Raw genomic sequence first — 23,385 nt, forward strand, 5'->3', positions numbered from 1 at the left:
TGAATTGTTCAAAAAATTCATCATCCGGTTTTTATTTTGGACTAGGAGTTTTTTCCCAGCCTCTCTCTTTTATCTACTTTGTAATTTTCTTTGATGCGTGGTTGTAGAAAATCCAAGCAACAATTCCAAAGAAAACCGGACCAAATGCTGTCCAGAATGCAGTTTGAAAATCATGCTCAATAATCGGTTGGATACATGTAAAGATGATTCCTAGGCAAACAATTATTTCAACAAAGATAACTAATACATTTGTCCAAAAATGGTTTTTAAATACCACAAAATCATGTGGAATATCCTTCTTTTGAAAGAATGGAAATGCACCAACAAGGAAGATATAAGGGGCACAGGTTGAAACATTAACCATATCTGTCAAGATTTGGTAAAAACTAGCAGCTGCTGAACCCCCAAATGCAACTAAGAAAATAATACACGAAACAAAAATTGCTTGAATCCACATTGCATATGCTGGCATCCCATGTTTGTTCAGGGTCACAATTTTTTTAGGCCATAACTCAGGATTAGCTCCCATGATAAAGGACTTAATCGGGGAGTACACTAGCAGGAACATTGCTCCTAACATCCCCATCAGCCCAGCTAACGCAATCATCCGCGTAAAGAGAACACCAAGAAAAATATTAGTAGCATGACTTAACCCTAGCGAAACACCTAGCTGGTATCCTAATTGGTTAAAGACAACATAAGTAACATTACCCAAGTTAACGCTTGATTTTGCAATAACATGATTGTAATTAACACTAAAGCCAGTCATCAAAATCATTAGCACATAACTGCCAATCGTTAAGAGCGAACCAATAACTAAGCCCCTTGGAAATGTCTTCGCCGGATTTTTCATACTATCAGTAACTCCACCAAGATTTTCCATTCCACCATATGCAAAAATTGCGTAAACAACGAATGAGATAATCGCAATTGGCGTCTTAAAAGCCGGATTAGGCGATTCGATAAAACTGCTAATACCGTGAATAGGCTGGGCAGTAACCCCCTTGTTAGCAATAATCGTCACTAAACTTGCAATAATAAAAATTGCATTCATTCCAATCATAAACGCTCCACCAAACGAGCTGATTTTCGTAATCCCATTAATTCCCTGTGAACTCAGCAAAGTCACCAGTAAAACGAATAGAATCGCCAAGATACCAATTAACTGATTAGAATTAAAAATCCAAAAGTGCCATTGTTGGGTAGTATCATGGCCAAATAATAGTGCCGACAATGTTATCCACAGCCGAGATGCACTTGATACTAGCCACAAAACCCAACTCGCTAACCAAATAAAGGTTCCGATAAAGGCCAGCCGTTCCCCGATCGAACCAGCTAACCACGAATAAATCCCTCCTTGGGCATCCTTAAACGCCGAGCCATATTCAGCCATCATCAAACAACAAGGGAAGAAGAAACAAACTCCAGCAAGGATATACCAAAACATCCCCGCATATGCCATTTGATCATAAGCTATTGAAACATTACCAAACCCATATATTGTCGAAATAATCATTAACACCAATGTTGGCGTTGTGATTAATTTTTTCTGCTCTTTCGCAGCCACTCCTATTCAACTCCTCAATAAAAATCCTCATATTTTAGTATCCGTTTTCATTATACCGCCCTTAGTTGAAAACATCGCTTATTTTGTCGGCCATTTGGAAAACAATTGAATAAAAATGTTTTGTAATAAAAAAGTGAGGATAGGAGCAAAAGTTTCTCATCCTGCTTCTATTCTCACATCTTAAATATTTATTTTTTTGTCTCTGGATCTTCAATAATCGGTAAAATGATTCTAAACAATGATCCAGCACCGACTGAACTTTCTAGGGTAATTGAACCATGATAACCTTCAATTAGTCGTTTGGCAATTGAAAGACCTAATCCATTGCCGCCTTTCTTACGACTACGAGCCTTATCTACTCGATAGAAGCGATCAAAGACCCGTTTTACATTTTCCGGTGAGATCCCTTCACCAAAGTCTTGAATACCAATCTCAACAGTATTCATTCCCCGTGAAAGAATAATATGGATCTCTTTATGATCATCAGTGGAATATTTGACGGCATTGTCACATAAAATCACAAGGACCTGTTCAAGATGATCGCGATAAATATCAACCATGATTGGTTCTTTCAGATCGTCGTCCAAACGGAAAGTAAAGTCTGGATATAGCATCTTAAAGTTATTGTAGACCTGGTGAACCACATCATTAACAATCGTATGCTGGTTGCGGAAATTAATCTCTACTTGCTCTGCGCGGCTCAAATCAAGCATTTCTTGAACCAAGTTTTTCATCCTGCGCGTCTCAATTAATGTTGCCTTAATTGAGTCATCCAGCACTTTTGGATCATCCTTGCCCCATCGTTGCAGCATCTCTAAGTGTCCTTGAATAATCGCAACAGGGGTTCGGAGTTCATGACTAACATCACTGACAAATTGTGACTGCTGGTCGATATATCGCTGCATTCGATCAAGCATTTCATTAAACATTGTTATCAATTCTGCTAGTTCATCGTTACGATTGGTAGTCGGTACCCGGACATCTTTAGTAGGATCTGCACTAATCTCCTTAACTGTGTCATGAATTTCATCCAATGGGCGAAGGAGAAAGAGGGAAAGAAAGTATCCCAATAGCCCACTCGCAATCACAACCAGACAGAGGGCCAAGATACATACTAATGCCAACTGGTGATAACTTTGCATGTAAGCGTCAAGGTTATTTTCAACTTGTAAGTACCCAATCAACTGCCGATTATTCTGACCATAAATTGGCATCTGCCCGACCAACACATCATGATCAGGCCCAGCAGCAATATGAATATTGCGATTAGTCGTAAACTGTGGCTTTTTAATATAACGACCTGTACTCAAAATATTCTTTCCATCAGGATTATAAATGTTAATAACCAAGTGTCCATCACTTAATTCTTTAATTACCGGTCGTTTATATTCCTCTCCGGAAATAATATTCGACCGGTTTCTGTCTGGATCAATAAGGTGACTAACATTCTTTTTAGTTAAGGGCTTATCAACAGTACTTAATTGTGTACTAATATTGGTCATCCCTTGATTCAATAATTGTCTTTCTTGATGAAATAAATTTTGCGTAAACGCGCTAAACAATGCCATTGCAACGATACAAAAGATGATTAATGACCCTAATGCCGTTCCAGCTGCCCACTTAATTTTTAGTGAAACAAACCGTCTTTCATCTTTTTGCTTCATAATTGATCATTCCTAGGAGCGAATCACATATCCAGTACCACGAACCGTTTGGATGTAGCTCTTTTCACCAGGACGGTCGATCTTATTCCGCAAGTACCGAATATAAACATCAACAACATTGGTTTCAACCTTGGAATCGTAACCCCATACCTTACTCAAAAGGTCTTTTCGTGACATAACAACATTGATATTTTCCATTAAGATCAACAGTAATTCGTATTCCCGCTTAGTAAGGTTAATTACTTCATCGCCGCGACGAACAACCCGGTTCTCTTTTTCAATGGTAAGATCCTTGTAATTGACCGTTGTTTGATGTTCCTTATTATTACCATCTTCAATACTGATTCGCCGCAATAACGCCCGGACCCGTGCAAGGAGTTCTTCAATCGCAAACGGCTTAACAATATAATCATCTGCCCCGTGATCTAATCCAGAGACACGGTCAATAACAGAATCACGAGCAGTCATGATAATAATCGGTGTATCTTTTAATTCACGAACCCGCCGTGCCACTTCAATCCCATTTAACTCTGGGAGCATCAGGTCTAGCAAAATCACGTCAAAGTCTTGATTTAAAGCTGCTTCTAGTCCGGCACGACCATCAAGTTCAACATCTGTATCGTAGCCTTCATGCTTTAATTCAAGTTCTACAAAGTTTGCTAAATTTTCCTCATCCTCAATAATTAAAATTCGACTCATTAATAACTCACCTACTATAATAATCTTTTTTTACTTGTTATACGTATTAATAAAACACAATAATTTTATCACAATTTTTTAATAAACCCCAGTATTCTCTATACTAAAAATCTCGATTTATCAAGGAATTAGATTATATCATTTTTTACTTATAGATTCTTAGAAAATTTTAAAATAAAAAAACTATCCTAGGTCCGGCGCCTAAAGGATAGCTTTTATATTAATTAGTTGTTAGTGTTAACAACTTGCTTGCCGTCGTAGTAACCACAACTTGGGCATACCATGTGGGACTTGCGAAGTTCACCACAGTTTGGGCAAGGAGTAAGGCCAGGTACATTTAACTTGATGTGACCCCGACGCATACGCTTCTTAGTCTTTGAAGTCTTCCGTGCTGGAACAGCCATGTTTGACACCTCCTAAGAAATTAGAATTATCCACAAATGGTTTTTAACCGTCCGCTATTTTTTGTTATCCTGATCAGGAAAAAGGTTTTGCAACTTAGCGAGACGTGGATCAACTTTGTCATCTTTCTGCTGCTGGGCCTTGTAGTCATCTTCAGAGATAACACTCCAACCTTTTCCATTTGGCATTGGTTTGCCAGATTTTTCTTCGGCAGAAAGAACCCGTAGTGGTACCTGTTCAACGATATTTTCCGCTAATGCAGTATCAAAATCAATTGAATCGCCCTTTTTAATAAGGAAAACAACCTCATCTTCATCCTCATAGCGGGCAAAATGTGAACGATCATCGATATACGTCTCTGAGAACGTAAAATCGAGTGGTAATTGAACGGGTGTTAACGAGCGACTAGATGGAACGGTTAACGTCGTCGTAACATGAGCGCTAATCGTTGCATCACCATCGTCATAAGTAACGTAACCATCAACTTTAACTGGTTGAACAGCTAAAATAATATCTGGAAACAGCTTCGTTAATGATGCGTTCAGATCAAAAGTACTTTGAATATGAAGTGGTTCATCTTGGTAACGATGTAATTCAGCTAACGACCATTTCAACGTACTAACCTCCTAATGCAACATGTGCAATTATACTAGTCCCCTTATACGTTGTCAATGTTTTTTCCTTGACAACCTTTTAGAGAACCAAATCTACTTAGAATATTTTACCAAACTTTATCAAAGACGTTAATTAATAATTATCGGTGGGTGCTTCAAATCCTGCTCAATCGGCGTAAATAGTTGATATAGCTTCCCGGCACGATAATCAAGGTTAAGCAACTGATCACGCATTTCTTGGTCGACTTTTGTAATCAGCGGTAGATCAAGCTGTTTTTTTACCTCATGAAGGTATTCACGTCCTTGCTTATTAAAGGCCAAGACATGAAGATAAGGATGTTTACTATGCTCAGCTACTTCTTCTTGGGTAATCTGCAAGATAGTGTATAAACAAACCCGCAATAAGTGGGCATAAGTATACCGTTTAGTCTTGGTGAATTTCATAAACGAATTAAAGTCAATACTCCGCTGGGCAGCTTCCTTCATTCGATATTCTAGTCCTTCCGCCATTAGGTAAGTTGACTGAAGGCTCGAAACAGGCGCTTGAATCAGCTGATTCCGCAATAAGGGATAAAGGTCTGTCCATGAAGGAATGCTCTTTATGGTCGTCAATATATCTCCCATCACTTGTGGAACAGCTTGCCGGTAATCGCCTTTTTCATTGATTGCCTGGCGGATTGCACTCGCACTCGCAATCTTGCCTTTGATTTGCTGGTCGTGATAGTTACTCCCTTGTCGCTTGATAGGCAGCAATTCAAAATGATAACCCTGGTTAATTTTAGCTTTGGTATAAGCAAAAGCTAAAATATCATTGGGATCAATCAAGGTGACACCAGTTTGTTCCTTCAATTGCTCGTTAAATTGGGTGGCATAAGTTGCATTATACTTATTAAAACTTTCCTGGTTAAAAGCTTCTTCAGCCTTCACCAAACGGGCGAAATCCCATTCTGGATGCTCGCTCCCAAAGACAATCGAGTCAACGTCAAGAGCATTTAAGAGACTCAGCGCACCTCCGGCAAACCGGTGTGCTGGTTGGACAGCATAAAAAACCGGTAGTTCAATTACGAGGTCCACGCCATTCATCACTGCTACCCTAGCTCGCGACCATTTATCAACGATTGTCGGTTCACCACGCTGGGTAAAATTGCCACTCATTACCACTACCGTTACATCTGCCCCGGAAATTTTTTTCGCTTGCTGAAGGTGGTAGCGATGCCCATTGTGAAATGGATTATATTCAACAACCATCCCTACTGCTTTCATGTGAACTCTCCTTATTTATGACACTTAAAGAACCATCGTGTTGGGTTTTCTTCTTTGATAGAAGTCGAAAAATTCGATCCCACTTCAACGGAATTAAAACCAGCTTGAGATAACATCTGCTTTAACAAAGGCAATTCATAGGCACGCTCATAATGGGTCTCTCCAACACGATCATAGCGTCCATCATTATCTCGAGTAAAAAAAGCTAATTCATGAATTACACCATGATCAACATCATCGTCTTTAAAAGACTGCCACATGAACGCTCGCTGGTGGTCTTCATCTTCATAATTGAACATATACCCCGGATAAACGACATCAGTTTGATAAGGAGAAATGACATCAAATAAAAAGACACCATTATCTTTCAAGTGATCAGCAATTTCGTTGAAGGTCTTTTGAACGGCCGCAGCATCGTCTAAATAACAAAAAGAGTCCGCATAACAAGTGATCGCATCATACTGCGATAAAGCACTGAGGTCCCGCATATCAGCTTGCAAGAGATGCAGATTAACCCCTGCTTCCGTCGCATGTTGATCGGCAATACTAAGCATCTCAGCAGAAAAGTCAGCAACCGTTACGTCAAATCCACGAGCAGCCAGCATTACTCCCAACCGTCCACTACCGCCAGCTAAATCTAAAATGTTCTTAGTATCAGCAGGAAGGTTTTTAATTGTGAATTCTTCCCACTTCTGATACATTTCAGGATCAAAAAGCTGGTCATATAACTGGGCAAAACTTTGATAAATCATTAATCATTAATCCAGTCGTTAATATTGACAAGGGGTGCATCAGCCCATAGTTTTTCAAGGTTATAGAATTGACGAGTTTCTTCACGGAAAACATGGACAACCACGTCACCAAGGTCAACCAATACCCATTGAGCATGGTTTTTACCTTCAACGCTACCAATGTTAACATTTTCTTCATGCGCTTTTTCAACAATGGCATTGGTGATCGCCTGTACTTGACGGTCTGAGCCCCCCGTCATAATAACGAAATAATCAGCCATTGGACTAATTTCATCAACTTTAAGAGCGACGATATCTTCTGCGCGCCGACCATCGGCAGCCTTGACAACCATTTCTAATAATTGTTTACTATCCATTAATCTATCTCTCCTTCATATTGCGGAACCCATGCATTATAGGTATCTATTGTCTTTGGATATACCGGCTTTCCATTTTCAATCAAATAAGCCAGCGTATGTTTTGTTTGGTAAGCAACTCCTGCTTGAAGGTTTGCGGCTGTAATTACTCGTGCTTTTTTTACGCCGGCAAAGTCACGACCCGGCTCAATATAGTCAGCCATGTAAATAACCTGCTCGAGCTTCGTCATTACTGGCGCTCCAGTAGTATGGTGGCGAACTGCATTTAGGATATCTTCATCCCAAATCCCTAATTCATCCTTAATTAGCTCTGCGCCAACCACTCCATGCCAAATTGCATTACCATAATCTAAGAGCAGCGGATTAAGCCCTTTTTTCTTAATCTCAGCAATAAAATCTTCGTCAGGGCGCTGTTTAGCATAATCATGACACAGGCCTGCAATACTAGCTTTTTCAACATCAACCCCGTATTGCTCAGCTAACTTAATCGCTGTCTCTTCCACACGTAGCACATGCTGAAATCTTTTATCCTTTAACGCCTTCTTGAGACGGTCAATAAGTTCAGACCGTGTCATTGGGATATAACTTTTATTATAAACTAATTCTTTATTCACGATATAATTGATGCTCCTCAATAAACTTGCTTACGGCATCTGGAACCATATACTTGATTGATTGACCATGTTGCACCCGTTGTCGAATATCGGTTGAACTAAAATCAACTGTTGGGACATCTACCCAAATGACTGGATATTGTGTCTCATTCTTCGCTCTTTGACGGTGAACGCCGACAAAATGAAAATGGGGCAAGCGAATTAAATCATTGATCCGGTACCACTTGTCAAGGTAATCGACCATATCCCCGCCAATAATAAAGTAATAATCCACATCAGGGTGCTTATCTAACAAATACTTAATAGTATCGTAAGTATAGCTAACTCCTCCCCGCTCTAATTCGGCATGCTCAATCCCTAAAAAAGGGTTATCAGCAACTGCTAATTCGAGCATCTGCAACCGCAATTGAGGATCAAGGGAATCTTTATGATCAACATGGGGAGGTTTAGCATCTGGTAAAAAATCAACCCGATCAAGACAGAGGGCATGACCAACCTGATCCGCCATAAATAGGTGAGCATTGTGAATAGGATTAAATGTTCCCCCATAGAGGCCGATACGCTTACGGTGTCCACTAACCTTAGTCTCCGGTTGCGCCTGGGTTTGCACCTTATCTACTACACTACAGCTTTGCAAAACCGTCACTCCTACTTTTACTTAGATTTCAGCTACTCGTGATGACAATTCACGGGCATCCTTATTTGCTGAAACTTTAAATAAAACTAATACCCGACCAATAACTTGAACTACCTGAATAGAAGTTTTTTCTTCAATTAATTCACGGACTTCATCAGTTGTAACATCTGAGTTTTGCAAAATGCTAACCTTAATTAATTCTCGACGGTCGAGTGCGCCATCTAGTTGAGCAAGCCAGTTGTCAGTCAAACCATCTTTACCCACAGAAAATAGTGGTTGAAGGTGGTTCGCTTGTGCTCGTAAAAATCGTTTTTGTTTTCCTCTTAATTGCATAAGTCTTTCCTTTCAAATATTAATTAAATCATTGCGCGCCGTACCAGAGCTCCGACACCTTTCGGAACCCATGCAGCAACAGTCGTTTTTGCAGGAACAGTAATCCATCCTAGACCCTCAAAGACAATATCGCTCTTTTCGGTAATGTGGAATTCATAACGTTCTAATGGTGGGAACCCATCCTTTTCATCGCTAGTCGGTGGTGTAAGTAAGTCTCCTAAGTGTTTAGCATAGAAATTATCAGCATTGCTTAGCTTTGTACGGTGAATTGGTAAATTATTGTCAAAATAAGCAACCATCCCTGCGCGTTCGCCATGAAGATAATCAAACCGCGCAACACCACCTAAGAATAATGTTTGACCATCATTTAATTGGTAAGTCTTTGGTTTAATCTCTTTTTGAGGCGCCACAATCTTCAAGTCTTTTGGCGACAAGACATGGGCCATTTGTTCTTGATGGATAATTCCAGGAGTATCAACTAAAACATGCCCATCATCAAGCGGAATTTCAATCTTATCAAGAGTAGTTCCTGGGAAGCGTGAAGTAGTGATTAATTCTTTTACTCCCGTTCGTTGCTTGATAATTTGGTTTATTAACGTTGATTTTCCAACATTGGTGACACCTACAACATAAACGTCTCGATTGTGCCGGTATTTTTCAATCACATCAAGCAAGCGGTCAATCTGATGGTTCTTTTTAGCTGAAACAAGAACCGTATCAATTGGACGTAATCCGGCAATATTTGCCTGTTGACGAATCCAGTCAGTTAATTTTGGCCGCCGTAGAGAACGTGGCAACAAGTCTTCCTTATTTCCAACTAATAGTACTGGATTATCACCAACAAAACGGTGTAAGCCTGGAATTAGGCTTCCATTAAAGTCAAAAACATCAACAACATACACAATTAAAGCATTGGCATCCCGAATCTGATTTAATAGGCGCAAAAAATCATCATCCGTTAATGACACTGGAGCAATTTCATTGTAGTGCCGCAAACGGAAACAACGCTGACAGTATAATTCTCCTGTCTCCTTTCCCTTCTCAAGGGCTGACTTAGGCGTGTAACCCAAGCCATTAGGATCTTCTGTTTGGATAATACTCCCACAACCTATACAACGTAATTCTTCAGTTTGTTGTTCTTGTTCAGTCATTCAAATCCTCCTGCCATTTTAAATCTGGATATTTTTTGTTTAAGTTCTTCCAAACACGGCGTTCAAAGAAGCGGTTAATACGGGTATCCCACTTATCTGTATTTAATAGTGGGCGTACTAAAATGCTTCGAATGCCCGCTTGGTTAGCCGCAGCAACATCAGTCAATAACTGGTCACCAACCATAACCACTTCATCTTTTGCTAAATTAAGTTTTTTCCGTGCACGATCAATCCCAAAACTTAAGGGCTTTAATGATCGCGAAACAAATGGAAGGTCAAGGCTATTAACAGCTTTTCCAACTCGTTCCTTACTATTATTAGAAATAACAATTAGCGGAATATGGGCTTCTCGTAAAGAATCCATCCATTCCTTTAATTCTGGAGTTCCATCTGGATTGTTCCAAGCAATCAAGGTATTATCCAGGTCACTAAAAACAGCTCGCACTCCCTGCTCTTTTAATTGGGCAGGAGAAACAGAATATATTGTATTAACCATCCATGTTGGTTTAAATATCTCTAACAAAGTTGCACCTCATCAAATTTAATATTCCAATCGGTTAACCCGATTAAATGTTCTAGTATTTAATTATATCGTGTGCTTTACTCGGAAAGCAACTAATTAAAAAAAGCCGCTTATCATGCATACGCATCATAAGCGACCGAAGATTATTTAGGCTTAGTTAAGAGCTTTCTTAGCTTCGTCAACGAGTGCCTTGAATGCATCTGCATCGTTAACAGCTAAATCAGCTAACATCTTACGGTTAATGTCAATGTTAGCAACCTTTAAGCCGTGCATTAACTTGCTGTAACTAATGTCGTTCATACGTGCAGCAGCGTTAATCCGAGCAATCCAAAGTTCACGGAACTTACGCTTGTTGACCTTACGATCACGGAAAGCGTAAGTGTAACTCTTCATTACTTGGTCTTTAGCAGTCTTGAAAAGACGGTGCTTTGAACCACGGTAACCCTTTGCTAACTTCATAATGCGCTTGCGACGTGCACGCGTAACAGTTCCACCTTTAACTCGCATGTTGAAATCCTCCTACGTATATTAAATAGTTATTTTTGTGAAGTTTACTTAAATGGTAATAACTTCTTGTAACGCTTTACGTTGGTCTTGTCCATCATGCTCAAACCACGTAATTGACGACGTTGCTTCTTAGTCTTACCGTGGAAACGGTGACTAGTGAATGAGTTTCCACTCTTGAATCCACCATTAGCTGTACGCTTGAAACGCTTGGCAGCAGCACGGTTACTCTTCATCTTTGGCATAACTAATTCCTACCTTCTTAAATTAATTCTTTGCTTTATCAGCAGCCGGAGCAAGAGTTAAGAAAATACTCCGCCCTTCCATCTTCGGACGTTGAACAACAGTAGCGATGTCTGAAGTTTCTTCAGCCATTCGTTCAATCATGTCACGACCGATATCCTTATGGGTAATAGCACGACCACGGAACCGTAATGAAATCCGTACCTTATCGCCCTTTTCAATGAACTTACGAACACGCTTTAACTTAACATTAAAGTCATTAGTATCAATTGATGGACTAAGGCGAATTTCCTTAACCGTTATCGTCTTTTGCTTTTTACGAGCTTCACGCTCTTTCTTTTGCATCTCGAAACGGTACTTCCCGTAATCCATAATGCGGGCAACAGCTGGGCGTGCCTTTGGTGCAACTAATACTAGGTCTAAGTTAGCTTCTTCAGCTAATTGTAGCGCTTCATGCTTAGACTTAATGCCCAATTGTTCACCATCTTGACCGATTAACCGCACTTCCCGTGCACGAATACCGTTATTGACAATCATATCTTGTGCTATGGCAACGCACCTCCAATTTTTTTAGCGAAAGATCAAGCAAAAAAGCGAGGTACAAAAGTACCCCGCTTCATAACAACGACCTTATCCTAGTGGTCGATTATCATTCATCTCGTCAGCCCGGCGATCGATATCACCTAGGCGAGAAGCGGGTGCTTCTGCTTTTTCTTTCAACGTTTACTAGCTTACTAAATTCAAACTTTAATGTCAAGAACTTTATCCCTTGTCACGCAAATTCTTTCCTTCCATTTCAATCTCACGTGATAAGTACTTGATTCTCTCCATAATGCGAGCCGCTTTGAGGGGCTCATTATCGCCTTGCGCATTGATAGCAAGGTGGTTATTTTGCAACTCATCCATTGAAAAATTAGAACTAAAGAAAGTTGGTAATTCTTCTTGCATCCGATATTCTAAAATTACTCCTAAAATATCATCTCTTACCCACGTTGTCATTGCACCGGCCCCAATATCATCAAGCATTAAAATCGGTGCCCGTTTAATAGCATCCAATTTTTCACCGGTATTATTTTGCTTGATTGAATTCCGCATTTCAACAGCAAAACTAGGGAAATGAACCATCGTTGTTGCAACTTCCTTACTCTTAGCGAGTTCATTAGCGATTGCTCCAAGGAGGTATGTTTTTCCGACTCCGAATTTTCCATATAGGTAAAGTCCTGGTTGAAAATTATCTTTTTGGTAATTATCCGTAAAGTCCATGGCTGCTTGAATTGCCTTTGTGCGTGTATCAGTTTGGGTATCTTCATTTAGATAATAATCATCATATGACGCATTTTTAATGAACTTAGGCATATTAATCGAGTTAACTAGCCGTTGAATATAACGTTGTCGTTGGCGTTCTAATAACTGTTTAGTTGGAACGTAGGTTACGTCAATTTGGCCTGCACTGATAACCAATTGCGGAGAATATCCCGGGGCAACAGTTGGCACGCCTTTTTCAATTAATTGCTTTTCATGAAAAAACTCATAAAGCTTTGATCGCCCCCGTTTAATTGCTTCTTTACTAAGACGGTCACGATTTTCGTTTAAGAATGCTTGAACATCTTTATCCGCATAAACTTGTTTCATCGTTTGTTGGATATTGTTTGCGATGTTTTGACCGCGCATTAACTCTTGTAAAGTTTTGTTTAGTGACTGCATGCTGCCACCTCCTTTAGCTGCTACTTCTTCTTACGATTAGCGATCCGTTCACGCAGTTTGGCAATTTCTTGTGAGGAAGCTTTTTTCATTAGCTCACTCGTATCTTTCTTACTCCATTCTGGCATCGGTTCCTTAATCGTTTTGCGCCACTTATTTTTCTTTAGCGTCTTTGTTTTCTTTTCTTGCGACTGCTTGTTGAAAGTCTTTAATTGAACGATGGCTTGCTCTCCATTAATTACGCCATGTTGGAGCCAGTTATTGGCAATTGCATCGACAAAATTAGCTGTCAAAGTAGAATTTCCCCGGTCACTAATCACATACCAAGTTAAGATATTAATGGCATCTTGGGTAAGTTTTTCTTGCGCTACTAAACCTGTCAGAATATGACGTTCACCTGAAGTTACATAGCCACCCGTCTGCCCTTTAAGGACCTGTAGAAATTCAACCGGAGAATAATCTTTAGCTGTTACCAATAATTCTTGATCTTTACTGGTCAGTTCACTATTTTTATTTGTCACCGGCGCTTCTTTTTCCGCTACCTTTGTCGTTGAAGAATAGACAATATTATAGGCAGACGCAACAATTTGCTTAAATTTTTTCGGATTGAAATGATTGGTTTGCAGATCAATCGACCGCAAAATCAATGTCTTCATCGTTGGCGCATCAATCCCATATAATTGATGTTCTAATAATATTAGGTCTCGATTATTTTCCAGATCTGCACTGACAATTGGCTGATTAGCCAGCAAGTGAATGAAGGTTGGCCAATCAAAGTCATCGCTCATCCTCGCAGTTAACTGGGGTTGCTTTTCTACCGGTGATTGTTTTCGCGCCGTTAAAATCGCTTGTGGTGTTTCAGTAATTGACTGCGAGTTAATATGAAATTCTTCAAAAAAGTTGTGACTTACATTAGTCAATGAAGTGTTAGAAGAAGCAAGCTTGTATTGCCGACTTTGCTTAGTCAAACTATCAAATGCATCCTCTCCTACTTCCTCTAAAAGTAAAATACTCAGCAAATTATCAGCTAAAAATTTTTCTGGAGTAAGGGTTGGCTGCAATTCATAAACATATACGTCCCCGATCTCATCGTGCTGGAAATAAGTTTGTACTAAGCCAACTGCCTCTAAACGATGGAGAGCCTCCAGCACTTGTTGACCCCCAGCGTTTACCTGGGCTAACAGGTCACTTTGCAAGGTCCGGTTGGCAATCGTAGGATTAGGCAGCAGGCGCGCTTTTAACGCATAAAAAAAGCTAAACGCAACTGGTCCTAAAATTGGCTGATAAAATGTTGCAAAAGTCTGGTCATTAAAACTAATAAATGCAGTGCTGGCCGTAACAACATAACCGGCTTGCGGATCAAAAGCTGCTGCAGTCATTTTACAGCCCTCCTAAGTTATTTTTTATGTTCTGCCTTCATCATGGATTCAAGTTCGCTCATAAAGGCATCAACGTCCTTAAATTGGCGGTAAACACTTGCAAACCGAATATAGGCAATCTCATCGACGCCTTTTAATTCGTTCATCACAAATTTACCAATAATTTGACTGGAGACTTCGCTTTCACCAATACTCCGGATTTGTTTTTCCACTTTATCTGCAATCTTGGTCAACCGCTCCATACTAACCGGTCGTTTTTCCGCCGAGCGTACAATTCCATTGAGGATTTTTTTGCGACTGAATTCTTGGCGCGTACCATCTTTTTTAATTACTAGTAGTGGCGTTTCCTCGTACCGTTCAAAGGTTGTAAAACGAAAGCCACAATGAATGCACTCACGACGACGACGAATAAAGCTTCCGTCTTCGCTTGGCCGACTATCGACAACCCGTGATCCATTTTTGTGACAATGTGGACAGCGCAATGTGTCCCCCTCCTTTATAGTATAAGTACTTTATTTTACCACATTTTACTTTGCTTTTAGCTGATTTATTAGGGATGCGACTTGTTTTTGCAGGGCATTCTGGTCACCATTATTATTTATTTTAAAATCCGCCCGCGCCTCTTTCTCTAATAATGGCATTTGAGCAGCAATTCGCGCTTGGGCTTCCTCTTTAGAACAGTGATCACGAGCTATTAACCGCTTAAGCTGCGTTTGTGGATCAGTATAAACAACTACCACATAATCACAATCTTCATCATAGTGTTGCTCGAATAATAATGGTACATCTAACACCACGAGGGAAATTCCCTGTTTTTTCAAAGTATCGGCCTGCGCAAAAATGGCATCGTAAATTAATGGCTGAAGAATCTCATTGAGTTTTTTCAACGCTTCTTTATCATTAAAGACAATTTTTGCTAAGGCTGGCCGATTGAGCTCCCCTGTTGGCAAAAGCACTTTCGGACCGAATACTTTGACAATCCTCGTTAACCCGACCGAGTCTGGTGTCTGGACTTGCCGCGCTACTTGGTCAGCATCAATCACTGGAATCCCAGCCTGGCGCAAAATGTTGCTTACCGTTGTCTTGCCGGTTGCAATCCCACCTGTTAATCCAACTATTTTTGTCATTTCCTATTCCTTCAATACTTGACAGTGGGGACAAAAGGTCGTTCCGCGTTCAGCAACCTTAATTTTAACCATCTTCGTGCCACAACGCGGACATTCATCCCCCGCATGACCATAAGCTTTTAAGCGATCTTGGAAAGCACCGGCATCACCAAATGCATTCGTAAAACTATGCACAGTGGTTCCCTTGTACTTAATCGCTGTCGCCAGTTCTTTGATAATATTTTCCCGTAATTCAGCAATCTGGTTAGCCGTTAAAGTATTAGCTGGTTGCTCTGGGTTTATCCCCGTCATCCATAGTACCTCATCAACGTAAATGTTACCCAGACCGGCGACATGACGTTGATTAAGCAAGAATGGCTTAATCTTTCCCCGACTCTTTTTTAATTCAGCTGTAAAGTACGGCAAGGTGAAGGCGTCTTCCGTTGGTTCAGGACCAATCGTCTTCAATCCGCCGACATTCATCTCATCACCGGTTTTTACCAATGTCATCCGGCCAAACTTGCGGGTGTCTTGATAGCATAATTCCGTGCCATCCGTAAATTCAAAGACAACATGGGTATGCTTATCAATGAGTCCGCCAATCGGTTGGTTGTAATATTTTCCTTCCATGCGAAGGTGTGAAATCATCGTCAAATCATTAGTAAAACGAAAAAGAAGATATTTCCCTCGCCGATCAACATTTTCAATCGTCTGTCCAATCAACGCCTGCCGAAAATCTTCAACGTCATTGGTAATCGTTTTACCATAATAAACATCGATCGCGTTAATTTTACGCTTAGCGGCAATCTTCAGCAAACCGCGGCGAACAGTTTCAACTTCTGGTAATTCAGGCATTTAATTCCTCCGATCTATTTTTTAAGGTCATACCAGGTATCCCCATACTTACTATCTACTTTAAGCGGCACATCTAACTTAACGGCCGAATCCATTACTTTTGGCACCAATTCCGATAGAACCGGGATTTCTTCCTTTGGGGCCTCAAAGACTAATTCATCATGAATCTGCAAGAGCATTTTTGCCTTTAGATGGCGTTTCTCAAGCTCATCTTGCATTCGGATCATCGCAATCTTAATGATATCAGCAGCGCTTCCCTGAATTGGCGTATTCATTGCTGTCCGCTCTGCAAATGATCGCTTGCTAAAGCTTTTGGCATGAATATCTGGTAAGTAACGACGGCGGTGAGTAATCGTCTCAACATAACCATTCTCTTTAGCAAACGCAATCGTATCATTGATGTATTTCTTTACACCGGGGAATTCATGGAAGTAATTTTGAATAAATTCATGAGCTTCCGCACGGCTAACATGAATCCGTTGTGCCAGTCCATAATCACTAATCCCATAAACAATTCCGAAATTAACCGCTTTTGCCCGACGCCGCATATTACGGTCAATCTCGGCATCTGGAGCTAAATGGAAAATCCGGCGAGCTGTACTAGCATGAATATCTTCACCATTCTTAAAGTCTTCCTGAAGGTTTTTGTCACCAGTGATATGGGCAAGAACCCGTAATTCAACTTGCGAATAATCTGAAGAGAAGATTTGCCAACCTTCATGACTAGGAACAAATGCCTTCCTAATCAAGCGTCCTTCCGGCAACCGTACTGGAATATTTTGCAGGTTAGGATCAACAGAGGACAAGCGACCAGTTTGCGTTAATGTCTGTAAGTAGCGCGTATGGATCTTTTGGTCATTTGAATGAATAACTTTCAGCAAACCAGTGATATAGGTAGATTGAAGCTTAGCAATTTGCCGATATTCCAAAATTTGCTCAACAATCGGTGACTTATCAGCTAACTTTTCCAGCACATCAACTGCAGTGGAATAACCGGTCTTGGTCTTTTTGATCACTGGCAATTTCAATTTTTCAAACAGAATATGGCCCAGTTGCTTAGTTGAGTTAATGTTAAATTCCTCGCCGGCTTCTTGATAGATCTGACTTTCAATTTCTGATAGCCGTTCAGTTAACTTACTACCCATATCTTTCAAAGTTTGTGCATCTACATGGACACCCGCAATTTCCATTTTTGCAAGAACCCGGGTTAGCGGTAATTCAATATCAGTATATAGTGGCGTTTGCTTATTTTCGTCTAATTTGGCAAAAAGATCCTTGCGCAGCTGTTCAATTGCCCGCGCCTTCGTAGCCAGGTGACTAAAAAAGGTCTTATCATCATCAGGCACAGCGCGCTTAGCACCTTTACCATAAACTTCCTCATCTGTTCGGACATCATCGTAACCGTGTTCCTGAGCTACTTGTCCCAGGTCATTACTATTATCATTAGTATTTAGAAGGTAAGATGCCAAAAGTAGATCAAAATTAATGTTTTCAAGCGGAATACCGAGGCGATGAAGCCCAACGATTTGTGCCTTGGCATTAAAGACATTTTTCTTAACATTATCACTCTGGAGTAAATCTTTGAGGGGCGTCTCTTTAAGCAGGTCCACATCTCGACTTGTAAACCAGTGTCCTTCATTGCCGATCACAAAACCAGCGAATGGTGACGTGTGGTAATTTTCTTCTGGCATTTCAAGGTAAAAACTTACTTCACCCGTTAATTGTCCTAGTTCATCTAAGTTATCTTTAGTTAAAACTGTGTAGTCAATTGGAGCAATCTCAGCTTCATCTTCCTCTCCAGCCCCATCGATATCCATCTTTTTCAAGAAAGATTTAAAGCCCATCTCTTTGTAAAACTTAATCAAGTCATCCGTTTGTGGGCCTTGATATTGCAGATCATCTAAGCCAATCTTGATCGGAGCATCCCGAAGAATTGTTGCTAATGTCTTACATTGGCGAGCAACCTCTTCATCCTCAATCAAATGTTCTTTCATCTTACTCTTTTTGAGGTCATCGATATGGTCATAAAGCTCTTCAACTGAACCAAACTGTTTTACAAGCTTGATTGCAGTCTTTTCCCCAATTTTAGTTACACCAGGATAATTATCAGAAGAATCACCCATCAGTGCCTTCATATCAATTATTTGGCGTGGCGTAATCCCTAATTTTTCTTCGACATGCGCTGGTGTGTAGTGCTCCGTATCAGTAACTCCCTTGTGGGTAACAGCAACGGTCGTATTCTCACTTGCTAACTGGGTAAGGTCTCGATCTCCAGTTACGATCAACGTCTTGTAGCCAGCATCATCCGCTTGCTTAGCCAAAGTACCGATAATATCATCAGCTTCATAGTTAGCTAATTCATAACTATGTAATCCAGAGTCTTTGATCAATTCGCGCACATAAGGGATCTGCTCGGTCAATTCATTAGGCGTCTTGTTTCGACCACCCTTATAGTCATCATACATCTTCGTCCGGAAGGTTACTTTTCCTGCATCAAAGGCTACTAAAGCCGCATCCGGTTTAAAGTTTTGCAACACATGGTCAAGCATCAACTTAAAGCCATAAATTGCAGCTGTATGCAAGCCGTCCTTATTTGTAAATTTGTCCATTTGATTATGCATAGCAAAAAATGCCCGGAAAACAATACTATTTCCGTCAATTAACAATAATTGTTTTGTCATTTAATCCCCGCCCTTCTATCGCTAATAGTAATTGTACCAGAGAATGTAGTAATGGTTTAGTTTCTTGACCAAAGATTTAAGCTATAATTAAAATGAAAAAACATTAGATGTGAGATGAAATTCATGGATAAACTCATTAACTATCAAAAGCCTGCAGAAGCACGTCTCTTTGCCCTGCTCCTCACTTTTAGCGGTGGCTTCATCGATGCTTTTACATATATCAAATGTGGGCGCACAATGGCAGCAGCCTAAACTGGCAACATTATTTTTCTTAGTGCTGCTTTAGCAAACCATAATTTTCTCGGCGTCGTTGATCGGCTTGACTCATTGATTGCATTTATTCTTGGATTAGCAATGGTCAGCAGCCTGCATGCCCATTTAAGAACTGATTATTGGCGAGTAGTTTGTCTATTGCCGATTTTATTAGTAGGAGCAATTATCGGTTTTCTCCCCGATAGCTTCCCTGACTATTTGATGGTACCAGCTGTTTCATTTTGGCTTGCAATGCAAAGTGCCACTTTTAGCAAAATCGAGGGGCTCGGCTATAACAGTGTCTTTACAAGCGGCAGTGTCAAAAAAGCTGCGGTTGCCTGGAGCGAATATTATTTTCATCATGATCGCTCGCAACGATCAGCTGCCTTTAGTTATTTAATGATCGTGATCTGTTTTACGCTCGGCGCGATCATTTCTGCGCAGTTGCTTCCCTTTTTCCGAATGAAAACTATCTGGATTGCCACTTTTTTGATTCTCGTAACTGATAGTTCTTATTACTTAACTAAAAGGAAAAAAGTTAATAAGTAGTTTTTTAAAATAGTAAGAGGCTGAGAAAAACTTTTGTTTTCAACAGCCTCTTACTATTTTGCAATATAATAACAAGATAACGTGCAAAACAATCACAAGGCTCGAGTCTAAGTACGAACGATAATCAGCCCGTGCCGTGCTAATCATCGTCCTAGCTTAGCCCATTGCCTTGTCGAGAAGATTGTTTCACATTCACTTTTAATTAATTTCGGTCACTCATTCCAAAAATTTGAAGAAGTGAGATAAAGAGATTTACAAAGTCTAAGTACAATTGAAGGGCACCTAGAACAGCTAAACCATTTGTTGATACTTCGCCACCATAGTTGATGTAGATCTGCTTCATCTTTTGTGCATCCCAAGCTGTTAAAACAGTAAAGATAATAACAGCGATAAAGGAGAAGATGTAAGCAATGGCCGGACTTTGTAAGAACATGTTGATAAGGTAGGCAATCATTAAAGCAATCAAGGCAGCCATCGCGTGAGCACCAAACTTGCTTAAGTCGCGCTTAGTAATGGTCCCATACAAAGCCATCGTGACAAAAACAGCCGCGGATGATACGAAAGCTGAGGCAATGCTTGCTCCCGAATAAACACCAGCAATAATTGCAAACTCGACACCATAGATTATTGCCGTCAGCATCAGCATAACAAATGCCCCAACTGGGTTCCGGGTAGCACTAAAGCTTACCCCCATTGACAAAGCAATCGGTAGCAATAAGATAACCCAAACCATTCCAGGGTGAGCACTAAAGAAACCGAAAACCGCACTCCGGAATACCCCCATGGTCAAGTAAGCACTAAATGCAGAAACAAGAACTGCCAGCGTCATATTTCCATACATTCGGGTCAAGAAACTATTCAAACCAGCTGCGTCAGTAACAACCCGACGCCCTGGCTCTTGAGAAAAGTTATTCATCAAGACTCCCTCTTTCTATTTAATTTGACTTTATTTGACTAATTATAAAAATGGTAGCAGAGGCCACCATTTCATTCAAGTAAATCTTTAATTATTTTAACAATTCTTTGTACTTTTCTTCGTACTTTTCAACGTCACCGGCACCCATGAAAACAACTACCGCATTGTGGTATTGCAAAAGTTTGTCCATGGTATCCATGTCGATACCTTCACTACCTTCAATCCGTTGCTCCAAATCAGCACTAGAAACATTTCCAGCATTTTCACGAATTGAGCCAAAGATTGGGGTAACAAAAGTCTTATCTGCTCGGCTAAGCGATTCTGCAAAACCATCAATGTAAGCGGCCAATCGTGAATATGTGTGAGGCTGGAAAACAGCGATAACTTCACGATCTGGGTACTTTTGCCGTGCCGCATCAATTGTTGCTTTAATTTCGCTTGGATGGTGAGCATAGTCATCAATAATGGTCGTATCCGCAATGTCAGTTTCGCTGAAACGACGCTTTACCCCACTAAAGTTGGCTAGTTCCTGTTGGATCTCATCCATGTTCATGTGCTCCATGTATGCAACCGCTAGTACCGCCAAGCTATTAAGAACACTGTGTTCACCGTATAAGTGAATGGTAAATGTGCCAAGCTTTTGGTCACGGAAGTAAGCATCATATGTTGAGCCTTCTGGTGTCCGTTGAATGCTTTCTGCCCGGAAATCATCATCTGGATTAGTTCCATAGTAGTAAACCGGAACATCAACATTTAAGTCACGAAGACTAGGATCGTCTCCCCAAGCAAAAATTGCTCGTTGAACTTGCTTACCGTATGTTTCAAATGAATCACGGACATCTGCCAAATCATTGAAGTAATCAGGGTGATCAAAGTCAACGTTTGTCATAATTGCATAGTCCGGATGATAGGCAAGGAAGTGATCACGGTATTCATCGGCTTCAAAAACAAAGAAGCGTGCATCCGCATTTCCTTTACCTACTCCATCACCGATCAAGTAGCTAGTTGGTTCAACTGCCGCTAATACGTGTGATAACAATGCAGTCGTACTGGTCTTACCGTGTGCTCCGGCAATCCCAATACTAGTATGATTCTTAACCTCATTTTCAACAGCCTCAGGGTAACTTAAAATTTTAAGGCCTAATTCATGTGCTCGTTTAATCTCTGGGTGATCATCATCAAAAGCGTTTCCTTGGATAACAATCATCCCTGGTTTCAAATTGGCTGGATCAAATGGCAAAATTTTAATTCCCGCCGCTAATAATGGCGCTTGTGTAAATGTTTCCTTTTCAATATCTGAACCTAGTACTCGGTGTCCTTTGTCATGAAGGATACGTGCTAAAGAGGCCATCCCGGTCCCTTTAATACCAACAAAGTAATATGTATTTTGTTCCATCAATCCAATTCCTTTCAACAATTCAATTTAAAATAAATGCGAGGGGTAGATCAGTAACTATGATCCATCCCTCACTAAATAATAAAGCATTATAAAATTTTGGCAATAGTAATCAGCTGTTTTTTGTTAGTTTTCTGGGTAAAACGTATCGGCCTTAGCAAAATCAACCGGTTCACCGACTTCTTGCCAGTCATCAGGGATAATGAATAGGCCCTTTTCATCGGGAGCATTCTTAATCCGTAGTTCACGGAAACCACAGAGCATTCCGCCACTATCAACACCCATCAATTGACCAGGCCAAATGATCTTACCGTCTGGCATCATCGCACCAGGCCGAGCAACTACGACTTTAATACCTTCTGCAACATTAGGAGATCCACATACGATTTGGACAGTCTTATCATCAGCAATCCGTGTTTGCGTTACTTTTAAGTGGTCAGACTTAGGATGGTCAGTGATCTTTTCAACATAACCGACCACAAATTTAGGATCTTCGTCAGCCGTTAAGAGCTTATCAAAGCCCGCTTCTTGTAACTTTGCATTTAATTTTTCAACTTGGGCTGCATCTAAAAATACTTGCCCGTTTTCACTTGTTAATTCTGGTAAGACCTTGCTGGCGTTCATAAAGTTATAGCCAAGTAATGCGCCATCTTTTTCAACGGTGATCTGAGCTACATCATCAGCAATCTTAGTAATTTGGTTATCCGCATCTGGAGCGGTAATAACGACTAAAATGTCGCCTAATTCATTGGGATTGTAACTTGAAATTAACATCAAATATTCCTCTCTCTAATATAATCTACCATTTTATATTATTACATAAAAAGAAGACTATGAAAATCTAATTTAAAACTAAAGAAGGCTGAATAATTCAGTCCCTTTATTTTCACAGCCTTCTTATTTTACTTCAAATTGTTTAAAAAATCTTCAACTTGTTGCTTAGTTTTACGATCTTTATTGACAAATCGACCAATTTCTTTACCATTATCATATACAATGAAACTTGGAATTCCAAATACATTTAATTCAGCAGCGAGGTCGATGTTTTCATCGCGATCAACTTCATAGAAAGTATAATCACTGAAGTCTTGTTCGATCTCAGGCATTGCCGGCTTAATAAAACGGCAATCTGGGCACCAACCAGCTGTAAAGAAAAGGACGACCTTGCTATTGCCAATAGTTTCAATTAATTGATCTTCTTTTAATTGTGGTAATCTTTCCATAATCC

26 protein-coding genes, 1 pseudogene and 1 other annotated feature are annotated in these 23,385 nt (G+C 40.3%); of the genes and pseudogenes, 1 reads left to right on the forward strand and 26 read right to left on the reverse strand.

Annotation, left to right across the window (positions count from 1 at the left end):
- Nucleotides 1-73: 73 nt before the first annotated feature.
- From yjeM to polA, 22 genes are all read right to left on the reverse strand, one after another.
- On the reverse strand, nt 74-1,567 hold the full coding sequence (gene yjeM, locus AACL61_RS03520; protein ID WP_003668471.1) for a glutamate/gamma-aminobutyrate family transporter YjeM: 1,494 nt from the start codon (nt 1,565-1,567) through the stop codon (nt 74-76).
- A 188-nt stretch (nt 1,568-1,755) separates the two neighbouring features.
- Nucleotides 1,756-3,231 (reverse strand): HAMP domain-containing sensor histidine kinase, encoded by a 1,476-nt coding sequence (locus AACL61_RS03525; RefSeq protein WP_339111002.1) that lies wholly within the window; start codon nt 3,229-3,231, stop codon nt 1,756-1,758.
- Between the two features lie 12 nt (nt 3,232-3,243).
- Nucleotides 3,244-3,930: a response regulator transcription factor gene (locus AACL61_RS03530; protein ID WP_003664091.1), complete on the reverse strand. Its 687-nt coding sequence runs from the start codon at nt 3,928-3,930 to the stop codon at nt 3,244-3,246.
- Nucleotides 3,931-4,154: 224 nt separating this feature from the next.
- Entirely contained in the window at nt 4,155-4,334 is a 180-nt protein-coding gene (gene rpmF / locus AACL61_RS03535; RefSeq protein ID WP_003664092.1) for a 50S ribosomal protein L32, read from the reverse strand.
- A 54-nt stretch (nt 4,335-4,388) separates the two neighbouring features.
- Nucleotides 4,389-4,946: a DUF177 domain-containing protein gene (locus tag AACL61_RS03540; RefSeq protein ID WP_003664093.1), complete on the reverse strand. Its 558-nt coding sequence runs from the start codon at nt 4,944-4,946 to the stop codon at nt 4,389-4,391.
- A 129-nt stretch (nt 4,947-5,075) separates the two neighbouring features.
- Entirely contained in the window at nt 5,076-6,209 is a 1,134-nt protein-coding gene (locus AACL61_RS03545; RefSeq protein WP_339111003.1) for a nucleotidyltransferase, read from the reverse strand.
- A gap of 11 nt (nt 6,210-6,220) precedes the next feature.
- Nucleotides 6,221-6,961, reverse strand: coding sequence for a class I SAM-dependent DNA methyltransferase (locus AACL61_RS03550; RefSeq protein ID WP_102816571.1), 741 nt, complete (start codon nt 6,959-6,961; stop codon nt 6,221-6,223).
- Nucleotides 6,961-7,317 (reverse strand): ribosome silencing factor, encoded by a 357-nt coding sequence (gene rsfS, locus AACL61_RS03555; protein ID WP_102816572.1) that lies wholly within the window; start codon nt 7,315-7,317, stop codon nt 6,961-6,963. Before rsfS ends, AACL61_RS03550 begins: the two co-directional genes overlap by 1 nt.
- Nucleotides 7,317-7,931 (reverse strand): bis(5'-nucleosyl)-tetraphosphatase (symmetrical) YqeK, encoded by a 615-nt coding sequence (gene yqeK, locus AACL61_RS03560; protein WP_102816573.1) that lies wholly within the window; start codon nt 7,929-7,931, stop codon nt 7,317-7,319. Before yqeK ends, rsfS begins: the two co-directional genes overlap by 1 nt.
- Nucleotides 7,924-8,577 (reverse strand): nicotinate-nucleotide adenylyltransferase, encoded by a 654-nt coding sequence (locus AACL61_RS03565; protein WP_019253097.1) that lies wholly within the window; start codon nt 8,575-8,577, stop codon nt 7,924-7,926. The genes yqeK and AACL61_RS03565 overlap by 8 nt, the downstream gene beginning before the upstream one ends.
- A gap of 12 nt (nt 8,578-8,589) precedes the next feature.
- Entirely contained in the window at nt 8,590-8,901 is a 312-nt protein-coding gene (yhbY, locus tag AACL61_RS03570; RefSeq protein WP_003664099.1) for a ribosome assembly RNA-binding protein YhbY, read from the reverse strand.
- 23 nt (nt 8,902-8,924) lie between these two features.
- The gene (yqeH, locus tag AACL61_RS03575) at nt 8,925-10,052 is read right to left on the reverse strand and encodes a ribosome biogenesis GTPase YqeH (RefSeq protein ID WP_339111004.1); all 1,128 of its coding nucleotides are present in this window, start codon (nt 10,050-10,052) and stop codon (nt 8,925-8,927) included.
- The gene (locus AACL61_RS03580) at nt 10,045-10,575 is read right to left on the reverse strand and encodes a YqeG family HAD IIIA-type phosphatase (protein ID WP_339111005.1); all 531 of its coding nucleotides are present in this window, start codon (nt 10,573-10,575) and stop codon (nt 10,045-10,047) included. The genes yqeH and AACL61_RS03580 overlap by 8 nt, the downstream gene beginning before the upstream one ends.
- Before the next feature lie 153 nt (nt 10,576-10,728).
- Nucleotides 10,729-11,082, reverse strand: a complete 354-nt coding sequence (rplT, locus tag AACL61_RS03585) for a 50S ribosomal protein L20 (protein ID WP_003664105.1) — start codon at nt 11,080-11,082, stop codon at nt 10,729-10,731.
- A gap of 44 nt (nt 11,083-11,126) precedes the next feature.
- Nucleotides 11,127-11,324, reverse strand: coding sequence for a 50S ribosomal protein L35 (gene rpmI / locus AACL61_RS03590; protein ID WP_003664106.1), 198 nt, complete (start codon nt 11,322-11,324; stop codon nt 11,127-11,129).
- A 22-nt stretch (nt 11,325-11,346) separates the two neighbouring features.
- The gene (gene infC, locus AACL61_RS03595; protein WP_102816576.1) at nt 11,347-11,859 is read right to left on the reverse strand and encodes a translation initiation factor IF-3; all 513 of its coding nucleotides are present in this window, start codon (nt 11,857-11,859) and stop codon (nt 11,347-11,349) included.
- A 42-nt stretch (nt 11,860-11,901) separates the two neighbouring features.
- Nucleotides 11,902-12,038, reverse strand: a sequence feature (ribosomal protein L20 leader region).
- A 46-nt stretch (nt 12,039-12,084) separates the two neighbouring features.
- Nucleotides 12,085-13,026: a primosomal protein DnaI gene (gene dnaI, locus AACL61_RS03600; RefSeq protein ID WP_102816577.1), complete on the reverse strand. Its 942-nt coding sequence runs from the start codon at nt 13,024-13,026 to the stop codon at nt 12,085-12,087.
- A gap of 20 nt (nt 13,027-13,046) precedes the next feature.
- Nucleotides 13,047-14,402 (reverse strand): replication initiation and membrane attachment family protein, encoded by a 1,356-nt coding sequence (locus AACL61_RS03605; RefSeq protein ID WP_339111006.1) that lies wholly within the window; start codon nt 14,400-14,402, stop codon nt 13,047-13,049.
- A gap of 17 nt (nt 14,403-14,419) precedes the next feature.
- Nucleotides 14,420-14,884, reverse strand: coding sequence for a transcriptional regulator NrdR (nrdR, locus tag AACL61_RS03610; RefSeq protein WP_019253102.1), 465 nt, complete (start codon nt 14,882-14,884; stop codon nt 14,420-14,422).
- Nucleotides 14,885-14,929: 45 nt separating this feature from the next.
- Nucleotides 14,930-15,529, reverse strand: coding sequence for a dephospho-CoA kinase (coaE, locus tag AACL61_RS03615; protein ID WP_102816579.1), 600 nt, complete (start codon nt 15,527-15,529; stop codon nt 14,930-14,932).
- Between the two features lie 3 nt (nt 15,530-15,532).
- Nucleotides 15,533-16,363, reverse strand: coding sequence for a bifunctional DNA-formamidopyrimidine glycosylase/DNA-(apurinic or apyrimidinic site) lyase (gene mutM, locus AACL61_RS03620; RefSeq protein WP_102816580.1), 831 nt, complete (start codon nt 16,361-16,363; stop codon nt 15,533-15,535).
- A 14-nt stretch (nt 16,364-16,377) separates the two neighbouring features.
- Nucleotides 16,378-19,044, reverse strand: coding sequence for a DNA polymerase I (polA, locus tag AACL61_RS03625; RefSeq protein ID WP_339111007.1), 2,667 nt, complete (start codon nt 19,042-19,044; stop codon nt 16,378-16,380).
- A 123-nt stretch (nt 19,045-19,167) separates the two neighbouring features.
- Here polA and AACL61_RS03630 point away from each other — a divergent pair.
- A pseudogene (locus tag AACL61_RS03630) lies at nt 19,168-19,845 on the forward strand (YoaK family protein).
- 202 nt (nt 19,846-20,047) lie between these two features.
- Here the strand turns inward: AACL61_RS03630 and AACL61_RS03635 are convergent.
- From AACL61_RS03635 to AACL61_RS03650, 4 genes are all read right to left on the reverse strand, one after another.
- Complete coding sequence (locus AACL61_RS03635; protein ID WP_003668494.1) at nt 20,048-20,761, reverse strand: Bax inhibitor-1/YccA family protein; 714 nt, start codon at nt 20,759-20,761, stop codon at nt 20,048-20,050.
- Between the two features lie 91 nt (nt 20,762-20,852).
- Nucleotides 20,853-22,157 (reverse strand): UDP-N-acetylmuramate--L-alanine ligase, encoded by a 1,305-nt coding sequence (gene murC / locus AACL61_RS03640; protein ID WP_339111008.1) that lies wholly within the window; start codon nt 22,155-22,157, stop codon nt 20,853-20,855.
- Between the two features lie 126 nt (nt 22,158-22,283).
- A complete protein-coding gene (ytpR, locus tag AACL61_RS03645) occupies nt 22,284-22,931 on the reverse strand; it encodes a YtpR family tRNA-binding protein (protein WP_339111009.1) in 648 nt (215 codons plus the stop codon).
- Nucleotides 22,932-23,059: 128 nt separating this feature from the next.
- Nucleotides 23,060-23,380, reverse strand: a complete 321-nt coding sequence (locus AACL61_RS03650; RefSeq protein ID WP_078009436.1) for a thioredoxin family protein — start codon at nt 23,378-23,380, stop codon at nt 23,060-23,062.
- Nucleotides 23,381-23,385 lie beyond the last annotated feature (5 nt).

It is taken from the genome of Limosilactobacillus reuteri subsp. porcinus (assembly GCF_036621895.1).
GTDB lineage: Bacteria > Bacillota > Bacilli > Lactobacillales > Lactobacillaceae > Limosilactobacillus > Limosilactobacillus reuteri_J.